Raw genomic sequence first — 14,800 nt, 5'->3', positions numbered from 1 at the left:
TGGAGCGGCAGGTGATGCCCGACTTGCTGGGAGTTCTCATTTCCCCCGGTCAGCGGGGCAGTTTCGCCGTGCGCTCAGGATGGGCGGTGGTGACGTGGCGCACGGCGGTTCGCTCGGTGATGTTGGACTCGGCCGCAAGCACTTCCTCGAAATGCCTGCGCACAGCCTCGGTGTCGGGCACGCGGTAGATGGCCGGATCGAGTTGGACGTGCCTTTCAGCATTCGCGAGACGCAGGCGGACAAGCGCGGACACGTCCTCCCGCTCGGCGGCCCTGACCAAGATCGGCATGCGTGGGAGCCTTCCAGTCGGCCCGCCCCACCGCAAGGCGCACGAGGTGGCGCACCTTCATGTCCTAGTTCATTCCGGGTCCCAGGCCAGGAGCAGGTCGAAGACACGTCCGTCGCCGTCGAGCTTCAAGGAGTCCACCGGAATACGGCCGTACAGGGCCAGGACCAGCTCACCGGCCGTGCCCCGGAGAGAGGCGTCGACCGTGTCCGGGTCCTCGCCGGCAGCGGTGGCGGGCATCATGCCGGACGTGGGGAGACGGGTGATCCGTGCACCTTCGGCGGAAAGCCGGAGGCGCCAGGAGCGGCCCTCGGTGGCGTGGTAATCGACGACAGCGGGCTCGTGCGGCCAGGCGTCCGTCGTCGCGCAGCAGGTGAGCAGGAACTCGTCGACACCGTCGAGTGCCACCTCGGCCGGCAGCGGCTGCGGGGCACCCACGGTGATCTGGGCGTCGTACGTGTGCACCGCCATCTGCTGGAGCTGGTGCCGAGCTACGGCACCGGAGGTCTGCGGCGACTGCGACGTCTCCCACCACGTCCAGCAACCGCGATCCGGGCCGGCCTTCCGCAGTGCGTCCACCAGTTGCTCCGTGGACTCCGCCAACCAGGCCAGCAGGGCCTCGCGCTCCCGAGGCGCGGCCGGGGCGCCCTCCCATGCGGACTTGGCCGGAGCAGGCCCTGCGGCGACGGTGGCGGCCCAGTCGCGGCGCCCCTCGCCGATGTGCTGCGCCAGATCGAACAGCGTCCATTCGGGGCAGGACGGCACCTGCACGTCGAGGCTGGGCGCGGCGGCGACCGCGGCGCGGAAGGCGGTCGATCGTTCGTCGATCAGCCGCAGCAGATCGGGGAACGCCAGGGTCTTTTGCACTCCGGCTGTCTATCACCGTGCTCCGACAACCAGAAAGCGATTTTCACAGCCGACGCGGCAAGCCCGCGCGACCGCACACAGGTTCTCAGCTGGTGGCGCCCCAGGTGAGAGAGAGGCCGGTGGCGGCGCGTTCGGTGCGAACCTCCATCATGCTGCCGAGGATGGTGGCATGGTCGGACACCACGGGCGTGGCGTCGAGCGTGTAGGTGATCCGGGTGCTGACGAGCACCGGACTGCCCTGCGGCTCGTTGAGGTGGCGGGCGGCGGCGGGGTCGAGCAGACCGGGCCGGACCACCTCGGACGCCCGGGCGACCGTCACTCCCACGTCGGCGAGGGCCGTGTAGAGGGAGACGGCGGTGAAGTCGCGGTCGCGGATCTGGTCGGCCACCGGCCGGCGGACCCAGGACACCTGGTGTACGGCGGGACGTCCTGCGAACTCGCGGACCCGCTCCAGCCGCAGGGCGGTGTCGCCGGGACGCAGCCGCAGCTCCGCGGCGATCTGGGCGGGGGCCCGGCGCACCGCCCGCCCGGCCACCGCGGTGCGCACGTCGTGGCCCTGTTTACGCAGGTCGTCGACCAGGCTGCGGAGCGAGTCGAGCTGGTACGCCAGGTGGGGCGGGGCGATGAACGTGCCCTTGCCGGGCTGCTGGACGATCAGCCTCTCGTCGCTGAGCTCCCGCAACGCCTGGCGCAGCGTCATGAGGGTCACCCCGTAGGAGGCGCTCAGCTCCCGTTGCGGCGGCAGTGCCTCACCGGGCGCGTAGTGTCCCGACCGGATCTTCGCGGCGAGGTCGGCGGCGATGGCGCGGTATCTCGCCTCATGCCCGGCGTCGGGGGTCATCGTGGTCGGTCACACTCCTGGTCGAGGGCTTGTCGCAGGGTCGCGAGGAAGGCCCGCAGGTCGTCCGGCCCAGCCCCGTCGAGCACCCGCCGCATGACCGCGGCGCCGACCACCACGCCGTCGGCGTGCCGGCGGGCTTCGCGTGCCTGGTCCGGGGTGGAAATGCCGAATCCTAGCAAGACCGGCTGGTCGGTGACGCGCCTGATCCGCTCGGTGAGCTCCGCCGCCGAAACGGCGAGGGCGGCCCGCTCACCGGTGGTGCCCATCAGCGACACCGCGTAGACGAATCCGCGGCTGCGGCACGAGATCTCCGCCAGCCGCGGCTGCGGCGTCGCCGGCGACGCCAGCAGGACCAGCTCGATACCGGCGTCGGCGGCCACGTCCGTCAGCTCGTCCGCCTCGTGCACCGGCAGGTCGGGCACGATCAGGCCGCCGACGCCGGCCCGGCGCAGCGCGGCGCAGAACGCCTCGTGGCCGTCGTGCAGCACCAGGTTGTAGTAGGTGCTGGCGACCAGCGGCACACCCACGTCCGGCATGCCGGACAGGTCGGCGAGGATCCGGCGGGTGCTCGCCCCCCGGGCCAGTGCCGTCTCGCCGGCCTGCTGGATGGTGACGCCGTCCAGCGTGGGGTCGGAGAAGGGCAGGCCGACCTCGATCGCGTCCGCCCCGGCGGCGGCGAACGCCCGCAGGTAGTCCGTCCAGCCGGGCGTGATCCCCCCGGTGACGTACGGCATGAGCAGGCCGCGGCCGGTGTCCCGGCGGGCGCGCAGGTGGCGTTCGACCGCGCCCGCGGCCAGGGTGGGGTTCGTCACAGCAGCTCCTTCAGGGTTGAGACGTCCTTGTCGCCCCGGCCGGACAACGTCATCAGCACCGTCGATCCTGCGGGCAGGTCGCCGCCGTCCGCCGCGCCGATCACCCAGGCGAGGGCGTGCGCGGATTCGAGCGCCGGGACGATGCCTTCGGTACGCGCCAGCCGTACCGCCGCGCCGACCGCCTCGTCGTCGGTCACCGTGACGTACCGGGCCCGGCCCAGGTCGCGCAGGTGGGCGTGCTCCGGGCCGACTCCCGGGTAGTCGAGCCCGGCGGCGATGGAGTGCGCCTGGGTGATCTGCCCGTCGTCGTCCTGCAGGAACAGCGAGCGGCAGCCGTGCAGAACGCCGAGCCGGCCGCGGGCCGCCCCGGCGCCGCCCTCCGCCTCGACACCGACCAGGCGCGCCGGGGTGTCGGCGAATCCGGCGAACGTGCCGGCCGCGTGGGAGCCGCCGCCGACGCACGCGACCACGTAGTCCGGGACGCCGGTCCGCAACTCGGCGGCGCACTGCCCGCGGGCCTCGTCGCCGATGATCCGCTGGAACTCCCTGACCATCCATGGGTACGGATCCGGCCCGACGACCGAGCCGATGCAGTAGTGGGAGTCGCCGGTCGCGCCCACCCAGTGCCGCATGGCCTCGCTGGTCGCGTCCTTGAGGGTACGGCTGCCCGTGGTCACCGGGACCACCTCTGCGCCCAGCATGCGCATCCGGAAGACGTTCAGCGCCTGCCGCTCGATGTCGCGCTCGCCCATGAACACCGTGGCCTCCAGCCCGAGCAGTGCGGCGGCGGTCGCGGTGGCCACCCCGTGCTGGCCCGCTCCCGTCTCGGCGATCAGCCTGCGCCGTCCCATCCGGGTGGCCAGCAAGGCCTGGCCCATCACGTTGTTGATCTTGTGGGATCCGGTGTGGGTGAGATCCTCGCGCTTGAGGTACAGCTGCACGCCCAGTGCCTCCGACAGTCGGCGGGCCGGTGTGAGCGGGGTCGGCCGCCCGGCGTGCACGGCGAGCAGCCGCGCCAGGGCGCCGCGGAACCCGGGATCCGCCCAGGCATCCCGGAACGCCTCGTCCACCTCGCGGCACGCCTCCACCAGGGACTCCGGCGCGTACCGTCCGCCGTACTCGCCGAATCGGCCCCGCGCGCGGGGCTCGCCCATCGTCCCGTCCGGCGGGACCGGCTCACGCCACGTCGACACGTCTCGCATACCACACTCCGATCGTTCTATAACTCTGCGATGAGTTCTATAACAGTGAGTGTGGCACGGGCGGCGTGGACGCGCCACCGCCGGCGCTCTGATGGCGACTGGGCCTGGATCGCGACGCGGCCGTGCCGATCAATCGCCGCCGTCGCCGGCTTTAACGAGTCCCGAGGGGAACGCGAGCGGGCAGACACGGCCCGTGCGCCGGATGAATGAGAGAGGCCGGTGCGGATTCCTCATAATTTTCACCTTCTATCCGCATTTGAGTGGTTTGTGGCTGGATGAAGGCGGCAGGCAACGACGAGGTCGCAGCACCATGGATCACGAACAGACTGCGCCTCGGAACCCCCCAAGAACAGGTCGCGCAAAAGTCGAACATTCGCCATAGCAACAGGACGTATGCCATGACCTTCACCGATTCATCCCTGCCGCCGGTCCTGCCAGAGGATGCCGCAGCCCTCGTGGCCGCGGTGGCAGGTTCGGTTCTGCTGCCGGGCGACGCGGGATACGACGGCGAACGCGCCGTCTTCAACCTGAATCACCACCTGGCGCCCGCGGTGATCGTGGTGGCGGAGAGCGCGGCCGATGTCCAGGCCGCCGTCGCCTTCGCGGCGGAGCGGCACCGGCCGGTCCTGGTGAAGACCACCGGCCACCAGATGGTCGGCCCGGCGCACGGCGCCGTCATGATCGCGACCCATCGGATGAATGACGTGGCCATCGACGCGATCGGCCGCACGGCCCGGGTCGGCGCCGGAGCGATATGGTCCGAGGTCGTCGCGGAGGCGGCCAAGGAGGGGCTGGCTCCGCTGAACGGGTCGAATCCCACGGTGGGAGTCTCCGGTTACACCCTGGGCGGCGGCCTCAGCCCGACCCTCGGCCGCTCCCACGGCTACGCCGCCGACCATGTGCACTCGCTCGACGTGGTGACCGCGGACGGTGAACTGCGGCATGTCGACGCGGAGTCCGAACCCGACCTGTTCTGGGCGCTGCGCGGTGGCAAGGGCAACTTCGGAGTGGTCACCGCGCTGGAATTCGCCCTGTTCCCGGTGCCCCGCCTCTACGGCGGCGGCATCTACTTCCCCGGTGAGCGGATGGCCGACGTGCTGCGAGCCTGGACCGCCTGGCATCCGGGCACACCGGAGACCATGATCTCGTCGTTCGCCGTGCTGCGGCTGCCGCCGCTGCCCGCATTGCCCGAACCGCTGCGCGGGGTGTTCGTGGTGTCTCTGCGGTTCGCCTACAACGGCATGGCCGCGGACGGCGAGCGGATGATAGCGCCGCTGCGGGCGGTGGCTCCGGCAGTCCTGGACACCGTGAGGGACATGCCGTACACCGAGGTCGCGTCGATCCACAACGAGCCGACCGAACCGCTGCCCTACTACGAACGGGGCATCATGCTGCGGGAGTTCCCCACGCAGGCGCAGGACAAGCTGGTCGAACTCGTCGGCCCGGGCTCCGGCACCACCCTGTGGATCGCCGAACTGCGTGCCCTGGGCGGGGCGTGGGACCGGGAGCCTGCGGTGCCCAACTCCGTGGCGACCAGGGGCCTGCCGTACAGCCTTTTGGGCGTCGAGGTCGGTCCGCAGGATCAGCAGCTCAAGAAGTCGGTCGCCGTGCTGCTCGACGGCATGGAACCCTGGCAGGGCGACCGGCGCCTGGTGAACAACCTCGCCCCGGAAGAGGCGACCGACGCCGCCGCGATCTACGGCCCGGAACGCCACGAGCGCCTGACGGCCGTCAAGAAGACCTACGACCCGGCCAACATGTTCCGGATCAACCACAACGTGGTCCCGGCCGCCTGATCAGACACTGGCGGCCGGGTGGGGGCCGGACGTGATCATGGGAAGTGTCAGGGGGCGAGGGTGAACCAGTCGGTGAAACCGCTCGGGTCGTGGCGGCCCATGGCGCCGTGCTCGAAGAGGCCGTAGCCCATGGCACCCTCGCAGGTGGCGCGGGCGACGTGGTCGACGATGCCGAACATCATCCGGCCCGCGACCTCCGGGGAGTCCAGGTCGTAGGTGACGCGTTCGGTGAAACCTGGGCCCTTCCACACGCCATGGGACCAGTCGGGGTCGCTGCTGTAGCCGGCACCGATGTGCAGCGCCACCGGCAGCAGCGACTCGATCTCCAGCACCACGGGCTTGCCCTCCGAGCCGGTGCAGCGGATCACCGCGCCGGTGGGGATCCGGGTGCCGGACGCGTAGGAGACGGTCACCTGGGGCCAGCCGAGCTGCTCGACCCGGCCGTCGCGCCACACGCGGGTGCAGTCGTTGAGGGTGCGGAAGCCGTCCGGGTTCTCCTGGAGGATCAGCACGACGGCGTAGTCGTCGAACCGCAGCGGCATGTAGAGCCACCACATGCCCTCGAACGGCGGGTCCGACGGCCGTCCGGCCGGCACGGGTTCGCCCACCGGGCGGATGCCCCACGAGCGGTCGCGGGTGCCGACCCAGCGGTCGGGCGTCACCGCGATCTCCTCGCCGTCGATGACGATGGAACCGGACCACGTGCCGACCTGGGCGAAACGCTGCGCGTCGAGGGTGACGCGGCTGCCGGCGCGCATGATGTGCGGCTGCTCCTGAACGACGGGGAATGAGCCCTCCCACGTCATGTCGAGCGCGATGCCCTCGGTCTCGTCCATGACGACGCGCAGCTTCTGGAGCGGCTCCACGACCTCGACGCGGTAGCCGCCCACGCGCTGGTTCAGCCGGTCGTCGTCGATCGCGTCGCCGAGGTGGACGGCCGTCTGGGTGGAGCCTCGGCGGACCAGCACGAAGGCGTCCTTGGTGCCGAGGTTCGGGTACCAGCCCATCCCGGTGATCACGAAGATGTCGCCCGTACGGTCGTGGGCGTTCAGGTAGCAGCGGTCATAGAAGTTGCGGTCGCTGGTCGCCGCCCAGGCGACCGGCAGCGGGGCCTGATGGATGGGGTACTCGTCGAGCGGACCGACCACGTCTACGCACCTACCTCGTCGAGAAGCCTTTCGAGCAACGGCCGGGAATGCATCAAAGTCTCGATGTCGCCGGGCCGCTCGACCTCACCGAAATGAATCTGCCGTGCGCCGGTACGCATGAACACGATGCACCATCGCACGCCGTTGTATACGTGGTACCACTGGAGATCGCCGAGGGCTATACCGGTGAGTTTCTCGTACGTCGCCTTCGCGTCCTCTTCACGGAGGAAGTGCGGCATGCCCGGCATCGCCAGGACGGTGGTGATCGACTCGAAGACCTGGTGGGCGGAGACCATCCATGAGATGTCGAGCTCGCGGGGTCCGATCGCGGCCATCTCCCAGTCGAGCACGGCGACCGGCGCGAAGTCGCGGTAGAGGATGTTGCCGATCCGGGAGTCGCCCCAGCTGAGGACCGTCTCATGGGTCTCCGGCAGGTTCGCCGTGAGCCAGGCCAAGCCGCGTTCGACGAGCGGAGAACGGCCCAGGTCGGTCGTCGCGAAGTCGTACCACGCCCGCGTGCGCGCCAGGTTCCGCGCGAGCAGGCTGTCGCCCTCCGCTCCCTCGCGCGGGGTGAGGAACCCGAATGTGGAGGACGCGTCGGGGATGGCGTGCAGCTTGGCGATCGTCTCGACGGTGACGTCCTGCAGGCGGCGTTGCTCGTCGGGCGAGGCGTCGAACAGCCAGTTGCCGCCGAAGTTGTACGGCAGCACGTCGGGTGGGACGACGCCCTCGACGCGGTCCATCAGGAAGAACGGGCTGCCGATCACCTCACCCGTGGGCTCCATCCACCGCACCCGAGGCACAGGCACATCGGTCAGCTCAGCGACCAGCCGCATGGCGTCGTACTGGTCCTGAAGGGCGTACTCGGGAAACACGGGAATGTCTTCCGCCGCGGGAGCGACACGCGCGACGAAACGGCCGGCCTGCGGCCGGCCGTTCTCGGTCCAGGTGGCGTCGACGAACACCGTCTCCGACGACAGGCCGTTGGCCTCGACCCCTTCGTGGACCACGACGTCGGGGTCCAGGGCGCCGGCGGGGAGGACGGTCGCCAGCCATGCGGCGAGATGGGTGGAAAAAGCATGGGGATCGCGGCCCGAGCGCCGCATCTTCTTCTCTACCGGTTGGCGGTCCATCGAACTCCCTCCGGGTGGCGCATGTGAATTCCACGCAAACCCAAGTAGAACAAGTTCTAGACTCGCGATTACATTACACCGCGCGGAAGGCGAGAGAAATAGCGCCGAAAACAAGCACCCGTCCGCCGCCGAACCGCTGTCGCTCATCACCCCTGGCCAGTGAATGAGAACAGGTTCGAGAGGTTGTCCTAGGCGTCGGTTCGCTTCTCCAGCCGGCTGCCGCGCGGCAGAGTGACCGCCATGATGTTGCTGGGGATGTCCAACACGATGCGGTGCCATCGCCCGCGCGGGACGATGGCAGCGGTTCCGGCCCACAACCTGATCTCTTCCTCCTCTTGTCCCGGCAGCTCCGGACGGAGGTAGAGGCTTATCTTCCCCATGAGGCAGGACACGATCTCCTCGGCCTCGGGGTGGACTTCCCAGTGGTCGGCGTGGACATCGGCCGCGGTCTTCGCATGGAAGGCCATCAACTGCCAGCCGTCCTCGTCGGAGTCCCTTGTTCGTTTCTCGGCGTGAATCTTGCCGCCTTGGTGGAGGTGGATAGAGGACGCGAAGAGATCGATCGGGGTGACAGTCATGCCGGGACGGCCTTCCTGCAGTGATCTTTCATCTGGTGGGGGTTGTGGCAGGGGGTGGATCGCCGGTCAATCCCGGGCGAGGAGCGAATCGCGGTCATCGATCTGCTCAGCCCGTGATGTCGAGATGGTCGGGCCGGTCGGGCGGGTCGAGCGCAGGACGGTGAGGGCGATGAGGACACCGGCGACCAGGAGCGCGGCGCTGAGCGTCAGGCCGAGCGCGTACCCGTCGTTGAGGGCCTCGAGCGTGACCGCCTGGCCGCTGCGGTGCTGGGCCGCGCTGCCGAGGGCGGCCAGCCCGAGCGAGGCACCGATCTGGCGTGAACTGTTGAGCAGGCCCGATGCGGTCCCCGTCTCGTGGGGCGCGACACCCGTCGTGCCGATGGAGACGACCTGTCCGAGGCAGAGTCCGAATCCGACGCTGGCGACGATCGACGGTCCCAGCACGTCGGTGATGAACGCGCCGTCGGGGCTGATCAGGCCGAACCAGGCGAATCCGGCTGCGGTCAGCAGTCCGCCGCTGACCAGAAGAGTCCGCGGCGCGAAACGGGAGCCGAGTTTGACGGCGAGTACCGATCCGGCGATCACGCCGAGGGCGAATGGCAGGAACTCGACCCCGGTCAGGGCCGGCCCGATCCCGAGCACTCGTTGCAGGTACAGCGACATGAAATAGAACGCCGACGACAGGGCCGCACCGACGAGGAGGCTGTAGGCGTTCGCCCCGGCGACCGAGCGGTTGGCGAACAGGCCGAGCCGGATAATCGGTTCGCGCGTGGTGGTCTGCTCGACGTAGATGAAGGCGGCCAGCAGCGCGGCGGCGACCGCCAGAGTCGTCAGGGTGACCGGGGAGGTCCACGCATACCGGTCCGTACGGACGACGCCGAACACCAGCAGGGCCATGCCCGCCGTGGCCAGGACGGCACCCAGCACGTCCGGGCGGCCGCCGCGAACCGAGGGCGGGGCGGCGGCGACGGCCCGCCAGACCAGGGCCAGCGCGCCGGCGGCCATCGGGACGCTGACGAACATCACCCATCGCCAACTGGCGTACTGGGTGAGCAGGCCGCCGATCAGGACGCCGAGGGCGCCCCCGGCGGCGTTCACCGCGGCCCATACGCCGAATGCCCGGATACGAGCCTTGCCCGTGGGGAACGTCGAGGTCAGCAACGCCAGCGCGGCCGGAGCCAGTGCGGCGGCCCCGATGCCCTGTACGGCACGAGCGGCGACAAGATGGCCGGGTTCCTGGGCGAAGCCGCCGACGAGTGAGGCGATGCCGAACAGGCCGAGCCCGAGCAGCAGGACCCGCTTGCGGCCGTACCGGTCGGCGGCCTTGCCACCCAGGAGGAGCAGCCCGCCGAAGGTGAGCGCGTAGGCGTGGATCACCCAGGTCAGCCCCACTGCGCTGAAGCCGAGGCCGACAGCTATCTGCGGGAGTCCGACGTTCACCACCGACAGATCCAGCGACACCATGAACTGCACGACGGCCACCGCGGCGAGGATGATCCCCGGCCGGGCACCCGACTCGACGACCACGCTTCCGCCTGCTGATTTTCCACTGACTGGCGATTTCATGACCGCAATCGTCGTTCAGCAGGTGGTCAGGGGCGTCCCGCAAGCGGAGTCATCTTCCGCTACCGCGCCGGGATCAACGACTGGCCGGACTACGGCGCCGGTAGTAGCGCCGTGCGACATCGCGGCCGGTGAGGGGTGCCCACTTCACGACTGGCAGCGCTTGAGGCCGTCCGGTGTGTAGCACGGCAGGTGCCCGAAGGCTTTCAGCACCTCCTGGCCGTTGCCTCTGATCACGTAATTCAGGAAGCTCGAGGTGAGGGAGTCGGAGACCGGTGCGCCGTTGGTATAGGCGTATTCGATTTCGGTGAAGCGGTAGGTGGCGTCGCCGATGGCCTCGATCGAAGGCGCATGGCCGTCGATGTTCAGGGTGTGCAGGCCTTTGGAGGTGGCGGCGGCCCTCAGTTCGCTGTAGCCGATGGCGCCGGGCACCCGGGCCACGGTCTTGAGCACCTCACCGGTGCTGCCGAGTTCACAGCGGATGATCTTGTCCTGTGGGGAGTTCTTGTTCTCGCAGTCCCGGGAGGTGAAGGCGGGTTCGCCCTGGCCGTCGAGGATGTGCCGGCGCAGCAGGTCACGCGTACCGGAGTTGGCGTCCCGGCTGACGAGCCGGATGGGGAGGTCGGGGCCGCCGAGTTCCTTCCAGTTGACGACATCGCCCTGGTAGATAGCGCGTATCTGGTCGATCGTCAGATTCTTGACATCGGTCTCGTCGTTGACCACGAGGGCGAAAGCCGCGATGGCGACCCGGTCCTCCCTCAGCTGCGTGAAGCTCGCCGGCTTGGGGCCGTCCGAGAGGGCGAGCAGGGCCGGGGAATCCTTGTTCGCGCCGCCACCCGCCTCCGCCAGCTCCCGCACACCCTCGTTGCTGCCGTGCGCGTCCACCGTGATCACGGAACCCGGGCAGTCCGCGGCGTATCGGTCGGCGAGTTCCTCCATGGCGGGGGCGAAGGCGGTGGAGCCGACAACCCTGAGCTCTCCCGTGGCGCAACCGATGGGGGGCGCCGGTTGCCGAAAGACGATGATGCCGGCCAGGGTGAGAAGGCAGACGGCGAGCACGATGGTGGTCCCCATGGCGAGCGTGCTGAACAGGGGCGGCTTGTCATCGACCGACATGCTGCGGGTGCGCTCCACCTTGCCGTCCTGGATGCCTCCCGTTACGTCGATCTTGCTGCCGACGCGGCCGCCGCTCAGCAGCACGAGCAGCTTGAAGTGCTGGTCCTGATTGAGCGGAACCCGGGGCAGGCGAATCGTGTTGCCGCTGTGCTGTAGGCCTCCCTTGCCCTCGACTGGGACGAAGTGGCCCAGGAGATGCGCCGCCTTGGGGTCGGGGATCACCTCGACGCTCCGAACAGTGCGCCCGGTGAAGACGACATTGAGGCCGTGGTTCTTGTCGGGATTGGTGTAGTCGGTGTCGGCGATGCTGCTCGTGCCGGTGTTCTCGATGCGGACAAGCGCGAGGGTCGGGTTCGACATGCCTGGTTGATCGGTGAAGAGCCCGAGCGGCGCGTTCAGCCGGGCTTGCCCGTCGCCGCCATCCTCGCCGCCACCGTCGTCACCGCGGTCGTCACCCCGGTCGCTGCCGATGGCCGTGTCCATCTGCACGCGGTGGCCGATGCGTTTGCCCCGTCGTGTCCGGAGCTGGAACAAGGCGCCGGCGGCGGGGGCCACGAGGCCGAGCAGCGCGGCCACCACGGCGACGATGTTCTCGGGACTCAACCAATCCACTTTCGCCACGCCCCTGCGAATGTCCCGAATGCACCCGATCGCACTGCCATGCGGCAATACGTTCAGGCATGATCTTCGGTCACGATATGTGGCGGCAACGAGGTTAACTAATCGGCCCTTCGATGTTCGTCCGCAGTTCGCTGCTCCGGGCCCGCCAAGGTCGCACCGGCCGACAGCAGTCTCTCCGCCAGTACGCGACAGCGACTCCCGAGCTCCGGAGGGTCGAGCACCTCGAAGGCGTGCCCCAGCAGCAGCACATGCATGAGCACGAAGTCGAGACTGCCGGCGCCACTGAGCACCTCGCAGAGTTCGCTCCCTCGCGGTCGTACGACGGCCGCCGACGCCGGAATCTGCGCGCGCACCGTGTCAGCCGACGCGTGCACGAGGAAGCGCGCCTGGTGCGGGTAGACCCTGCTCGCCACCCCTTCCTGCACGTACGTCGTCGCGTCGGGCGCCGCGCGCGGGCGGAACCGCCCGGTCCGTGCAGACACATCGGTCATCCGGTCGACCCGGAAGCTGCGCCAGTCGTCGCGATCGAGGTCGTAGGCGAGGAGGTACCAGCGCCGGTCGGAGACGACCAGGCGGTAGGGCTCGGCCCGCCGCCGTCGCACCTCGCTCCCGGACGGGTAGTCGAAGCCGGCCACGACCTCGTCGCGGCAGGCTCTGGCCAGCGTCATGAGCACCTTGGGGTCGACCGGCGTGCGGCCTCCGCCGAAGGACTCCACCGAGCCGGAGAGCGCGCGCACCTCGTGCCGCAGCCGGGTGGGCAGCACCCGGTCGAGCTTGGTCAGCGCCCGAAGTGCGGCATCGCCCGCGCCGGCGACCGCGCCCCCCGCGCCGACGAGCAGCGAGACCGCGGTGGCGATCGCCTCCTCGTCGTCGAGAAGCAGCGGCGGCAGGTCCTGCCCCGGGCCGAGCCGGTAGCCGCCGCCGACACCCTGGCCGGCATGCACCTCATAACCGAGCGCCCGCAGCCGCTCGACGTCACGCCGTACCGTGCGCGGCGTGACCCCGAGCCGATCGGCGAGCTCGGGGCCGGTCCAGACCTGGCGCTGCTGCAGCAGCCCGAGCAGGATGAGCACCCGCTCCGTCGTACCCCGCTCTTCCCCGCTCCCGACGCCCATGTCGCCCACCTTGCCAGAGATAGCGGACCGATTCTGTCCGCTAGGGGTGCCAGGGTGGCTCCGTGGACGCACCACCTGTCCGGCCTCTGCCCGCACACGAAACCCGCTACGAACGGAGCAACCCGATGAGCCGCCATATCCAGGTCACCTTCGACGCCCACGACCCGCGGGCGCTGTCGTCCTTCTGGCGCGACGTGCTGGGCTACGTCCACCCCGGCCCGCCCGGAGTCGACCTTCCCGAGGGCGCCGACCCGCTGGCCGCGTGGGACGACTTCCTCGCGCGGGTCGGCGTGCCGGAGGAGCAGCGCAACACGAGATCGGCTCTCGAGGACCCGGACGGGCACGGCCCACGGCTGTTCTTCGAGCAGGTGCCGGAGGACAAAGTCGCCAAGAACCGCGTCCACCTGGACGTCCGTGCGGCTCCGGGACTGCAGGGAGACGAGCGGATGGCGGCGCTGGAGGTCGAGTGCGACCGGCTTGTCGCGCTGGGAGCGACGCGGGTACGGCGCTACGAGCCCGCGCCCCCGTTGAGCGCCGGCTTCATCGTGATGACCGACCCCGAGGGCAACGAGTTCTGCCTCGACTGACGCGGCTCTGCCGTAGTCGCGGGGGCCGTACCCGACCAGACCAGGTCGCTCACCCAGGCCCCCGCTCCGCCTACGTCCCGTGTGACTACCACCGGCAGGGACAGGCTGGCGGGCCCGACCGGGGGTACCCGGCGCGATACTGGAAGGCATGGCTACCCATCCCGACCTCCGCACCGCCCCGGCAGCCGTGCCGGGACCCGGCTCGGGACCCGGCCATGATCGGCACCTCGACCCGCGCACGGAGCTGAGCGAGTTCCTGCGCACCCGCAGGGCCCGGCTGAAGCCGGCAGACGTGGGAATCGCCGAGTACGGCCGGCGGCGCCGGGTGCCGGGCCTGAGACGGGAGGAACTGGCTCAGATCGCCGGGGTCTCTCCGGCGTATTACACGCGCCTTGAGCAGGGCAACGGCCGCAACGTCTCGGTCGAGGTGCTGGACGCGATCTCCGGTGCGCTCAGGCTCTCCGACACGGAGCACGCCCACCTGCTGCACCTCGCCAAGCCGCAACAGCGGAAGCGGCGGCCCGCACCGCAGCGCCAGCAGGTGCGACCCGCGCTGGTGGAGCTGCTGACGGCGCTGGAGGGCGCGCCCGCGTATGTATGGGGCCGGCGCACCGATGTGCTGGCGTGGAACCGGACGGCCTCCGCGCTCTTCGGCGACTGGGCGGCGCGTGCCCCGCAGGAGCGGAACTGGGCCAGGATCACCTTCCTCGACCCGGCGGCCCGGCGGCTCTTCGCCGACTGGGAGTCCAAGGCTTACGACGTGGTGGGGAACCTGAGGCTGGACGCCGGCCTGCATGCGGATGATCCGTTGCTCGCGGCGCTGATCGGGGAGCTCTCCATGAAGAGCGAGGACTTCCGGACGCTGTGGGCGGCCCACGACGTCAAGAAGAAGTCGCACGGCAGCATGCGGTTGTCGCACCCACTGACGGGCGAGCTGACGCTCCGCTATGAGACCTTCACGCTCCCCGGCGATCAGGAGCAGTCTCTGGAGACCTACCACGCCGAGCCCGGTTCGGCGTCGGAGGAGGCGCTGCGCCTGGTGGCGAGTTGGGGCGCGGACGCCTCCCGGGACTGGTCGGCTGCCGCGCGGGACTGATCCTTACCTCGGTCCCTTCACCGCGGCGCGCCAAGGATC

The 14,800-nt window shown here is 69.9% G+C and carries 14 protein-coding genes; 3 read left to right on the top strand and 11 right to left on the bottom strand.

Annotation, left to right across the window (positions count from 1 at the left end):
- Window positions 1-49: 49 nt before the first annotated feature.
- The 5 genes from Psi02_RS36510 to trpB form a co-directional block, all read right to left on the bottom strand.
- A complete protein-coding gene (locus Psi02_RS36510; protein WP_203980430.1) occupies window positions 50-289 on the bottom strand; it encodes a hypothetical protein in 240 nt (79 codons plus the stop codon).
- Between the two features lie 69 nt (window positions 290-358).
- Window positions 359-1,153, bottom strand: a complete 795-nt coding sequence (locus tag Psi02_RS36505; RefSeq protein WP_203980429.1) for a maleylpyruvate isomerase family mycothiol-dependent enzyme — start codon at window positions 1,151-1,153, stop codon at window positions 359-361.
- A gap of 85 nt (window positions 1,154-1,238) precedes the next feature.
- Window positions 1,239-1,994: a GntR family transcriptional regulator gene (locus Psi02_RS36500; RefSeq protein WP_203980428.1), complete on the bottom strand. Its 756-nt coding sequence runs from the start codon at window positions 1,992-1,994 to the stop codon at window positions 1,239-1,241.
- The gene (gene trpA, locus Psi02_RS36495; protein WP_203980427.1) at window positions 1,991-2,806 is read right to left on the bottom strand and encodes a tryptophan synthase subunit alpha; all 816 of its coding nucleotides are present in this window, start codon (window positions 2,804-2,806) and stop codon (window positions 1,991-1,993) included. Before trpA ends, Psi02_RS36500 begins: the two co-directional genes overlap by 4 nt.
- Window positions 2,803-4,008, bottom strand: coding sequence for a tryptophan synthase subunit beta (gene trpB / locus Psi02_RS36490; RefSeq protein ID WP_203980426.1), 1,206 nt, complete (start codon window positions 4,006-4,008; stop codon window positions 2,803-2,805). The genes trpA and trpB overlap by 4 nt, the downstream gene beginning before the upstream one ends.
- A 398-nt stretch (window positions 4,009-4,406) precedes the next feature.
- Here trpB and Psi02_RS36485 point away from each other — a divergent pair, with 398 nt between their 5' ends.
- A complete protein-coding gene (locus tag Psi02_RS36485; protein WP_203980425.1) occupies window positions 4,407-5,804 on the top strand; it encodes an FAD-binding oxidoreductase in 1,398 nt (465 codons plus the stop codon).
- Window positions 5,805-5,851: 47 nt separating this feature from the next.
- Here Psi02_RS36485 and Psi02_RS36480 read toward each other — a convergent pair whose 3' ends face one another.
- From Psi02_RS36480 to Psi02_RS36455, 6 genes are all read right to left on the bottom strand, one after another.
- Window positions 5,852-6,952 carry an Rv3169 family protein gene (locus tag Psi02_RS36480; protein WP_203980424.1) on the bottom strand — a complete coding sequence of 367 codons (1,101 nt, stop codon included), beginning with the start codon at window positions 6,950-6,952 and terminating at the stop codon, window positions 5,852-5,854.
- Window positions 6,953-6,954: 2 nt separating this feature from the next.
- Window positions 6,955-8,085, bottom strand: a complete 1,131-nt coding sequence (locus tag Psi02_RS36475) for a phosphotransferase family protein (RefSeq protein WP_203980423.1) — start codon at window positions 8,083-8,085, stop codon at window positions 6,955-6,957.
- Between the two features lie 188 nt (window positions 8,086-8,273).
- Window positions 8,274-8,663, bottom strand: coding sequence for a cupin domain-containing protein (locus Psi02_RS36470; RefSeq protein WP_203980422.1), 390 nt, complete (start codon window positions 8,661-8,663; stop codon window positions 8,274-8,276).
- A 66-nt stretch (window positions 8,664-8,729) separates the two neighbouring features.
- Window positions 8,730-10,229, bottom strand: coding sequence for an MFS transporter (locus Psi02_RS36465; RefSeq protein WP_203980421.1), 1,500 nt, complete (start codon window positions 10,227-10,229; stop codon window positions 8,730-8,732).
- Window positions 10,230-10,373: 144 nt separating this feature from the next.
- Window positions 10,374-11,945 (bottom strand): PstS family phosphate ABC transporter substrate-binding protein, encoded by a 1,572-nt coding sequence (locus Psi02_RS36460; protein WP_203980420.1) that lies wholly within the window; start codon window positions 11,943-11,945, stop codon window positions 10,374-10,376.
- Between the two features lie 116 nt (window positions 11,946-12,061).
- Entirely contained in the window at window positions 12,062-13,078 is a 1,017-nt protein-coding gene (locus Psi02_RS36455; protein WP_203980419.1) for a helix-turn-helix transcriptional regulator, read from the bottom strand.
- 125 nt (window positions 13,079-13,203) lie between these two features.
- Here Psi02_RS36455 and Psi02_RS36450 point away from each other — a divergent pair, with 125 nt between their 5' ends.
- Entirely contained in the window at window positions 13,204-13,665 is a 462-nt protein-coding gene (locus Psi02_RS36450; protein WP_203980418.1) for a VOC family protein, read from the top strand.
- Window positions 13,666-13,813: 148 nt separating this feature from the next.
- Complete coding sequence (locus tag Psi02_RS36445) at window positions 13,814-14,761, top strand: MmyB family transcriptional regulator (protein WP_203980417.1); 948 nt, start codon at window positions 13,814-13,816, stop codon at window positions 14,759-14,761.
- The last annotated feature ends 39 nt before the right edge of the window (window positions 14,762-14,800 follow it).

The organism is Planotetraspora silvatica, assembly GCF_016863315.1.
In the GTDB taxonomy this organism is placed as follows: Bacteria; Actinomycetota; Actinomycetes; order Streptosporangiales; family Streptosporangiaceae; genus Planotetraspora; species Planotetraspora silvatica.
Note: the sequence above shows the minus strand (reverse complement) of the source record. Positions and strands in the feature narration are given on the sequence as shown.

Excerpts from the sequence above, each read along its gene's own strand:
- Psi02_RS36510 (WP_203980430.1), bottom strand. The coding sequence starts at position 289 with ATGCCGATCTTGGTCAGGGCCGCCGAGCGGGAGGACGTGTCCGCGCTT.
- Psi02_RS36500 (WP_203980428.1), bottom strand. The coding sequence starts at position 1,994 with ATGACCCCCGACGCCGGGCATGAGGCGAGATACCGCGCCATCGCCGCC.
- trpB (WP_203980426.1), bottom strand. The coding sequence starts at position 4,008 with ATGCGAGACGTGTCGACGTGGCGTGAGCCGGTCCCGCCGGACGGGACG.
- Psi02_RS36485 (WP_203980425.1), top strand. The coding sequence starts at position 4,407 with ATGACCTTCACCGATTCATCCCTGCCGCCGGTCCTGCCAGAGGATGCC.
- Psi02_RS36475 (WP_203980423.1), bottom strand. The coding sequence starts at position 8,085 with ATGGACCGCCAACCGGTAGAGAAGAAGATGCGGCGCTCGGGCCGCGAT.
- Psi02_RS36470 (WP_203980422.1), bottom strand. The coding sequence starts at position 8,663 with ATGACTGTCACCCCGATCGATCTCTTCGCGTCCTCTATCCACCTCCAC.
- Psi02_RS36465 (WP_203980421.1), bottom strand. The coding sequence starts at position 10,229 with ATGAAATCGCCAGTCAGTGGAAAATCAGCAGGCGGAAGCGTGGTCGTC.
- Psi02_RS36455 (WP_203980419.1), bottom strand. The coding sequence starts at position 13,078 with ATGGGCGTCGGGAGCGGGGAAGAGCGGGGTACGACGGAGCGGGTGCTC.
- Psi02_RS36450 (WP_203980418.1), top strand. The coding sequence starts at position 13,204 with ATGAGCCGCCATATCCAGGTCACCTTCGACGCCCACGACCCGCGGGCG.
- Psi02_RS36445 (WP_203980417.1), top strand. The coding sequence starts at position 13,814 with ATGGCTACCCATCCCGACCTCCGCACCGCCCCGGCAGCCGTGCCGGGA.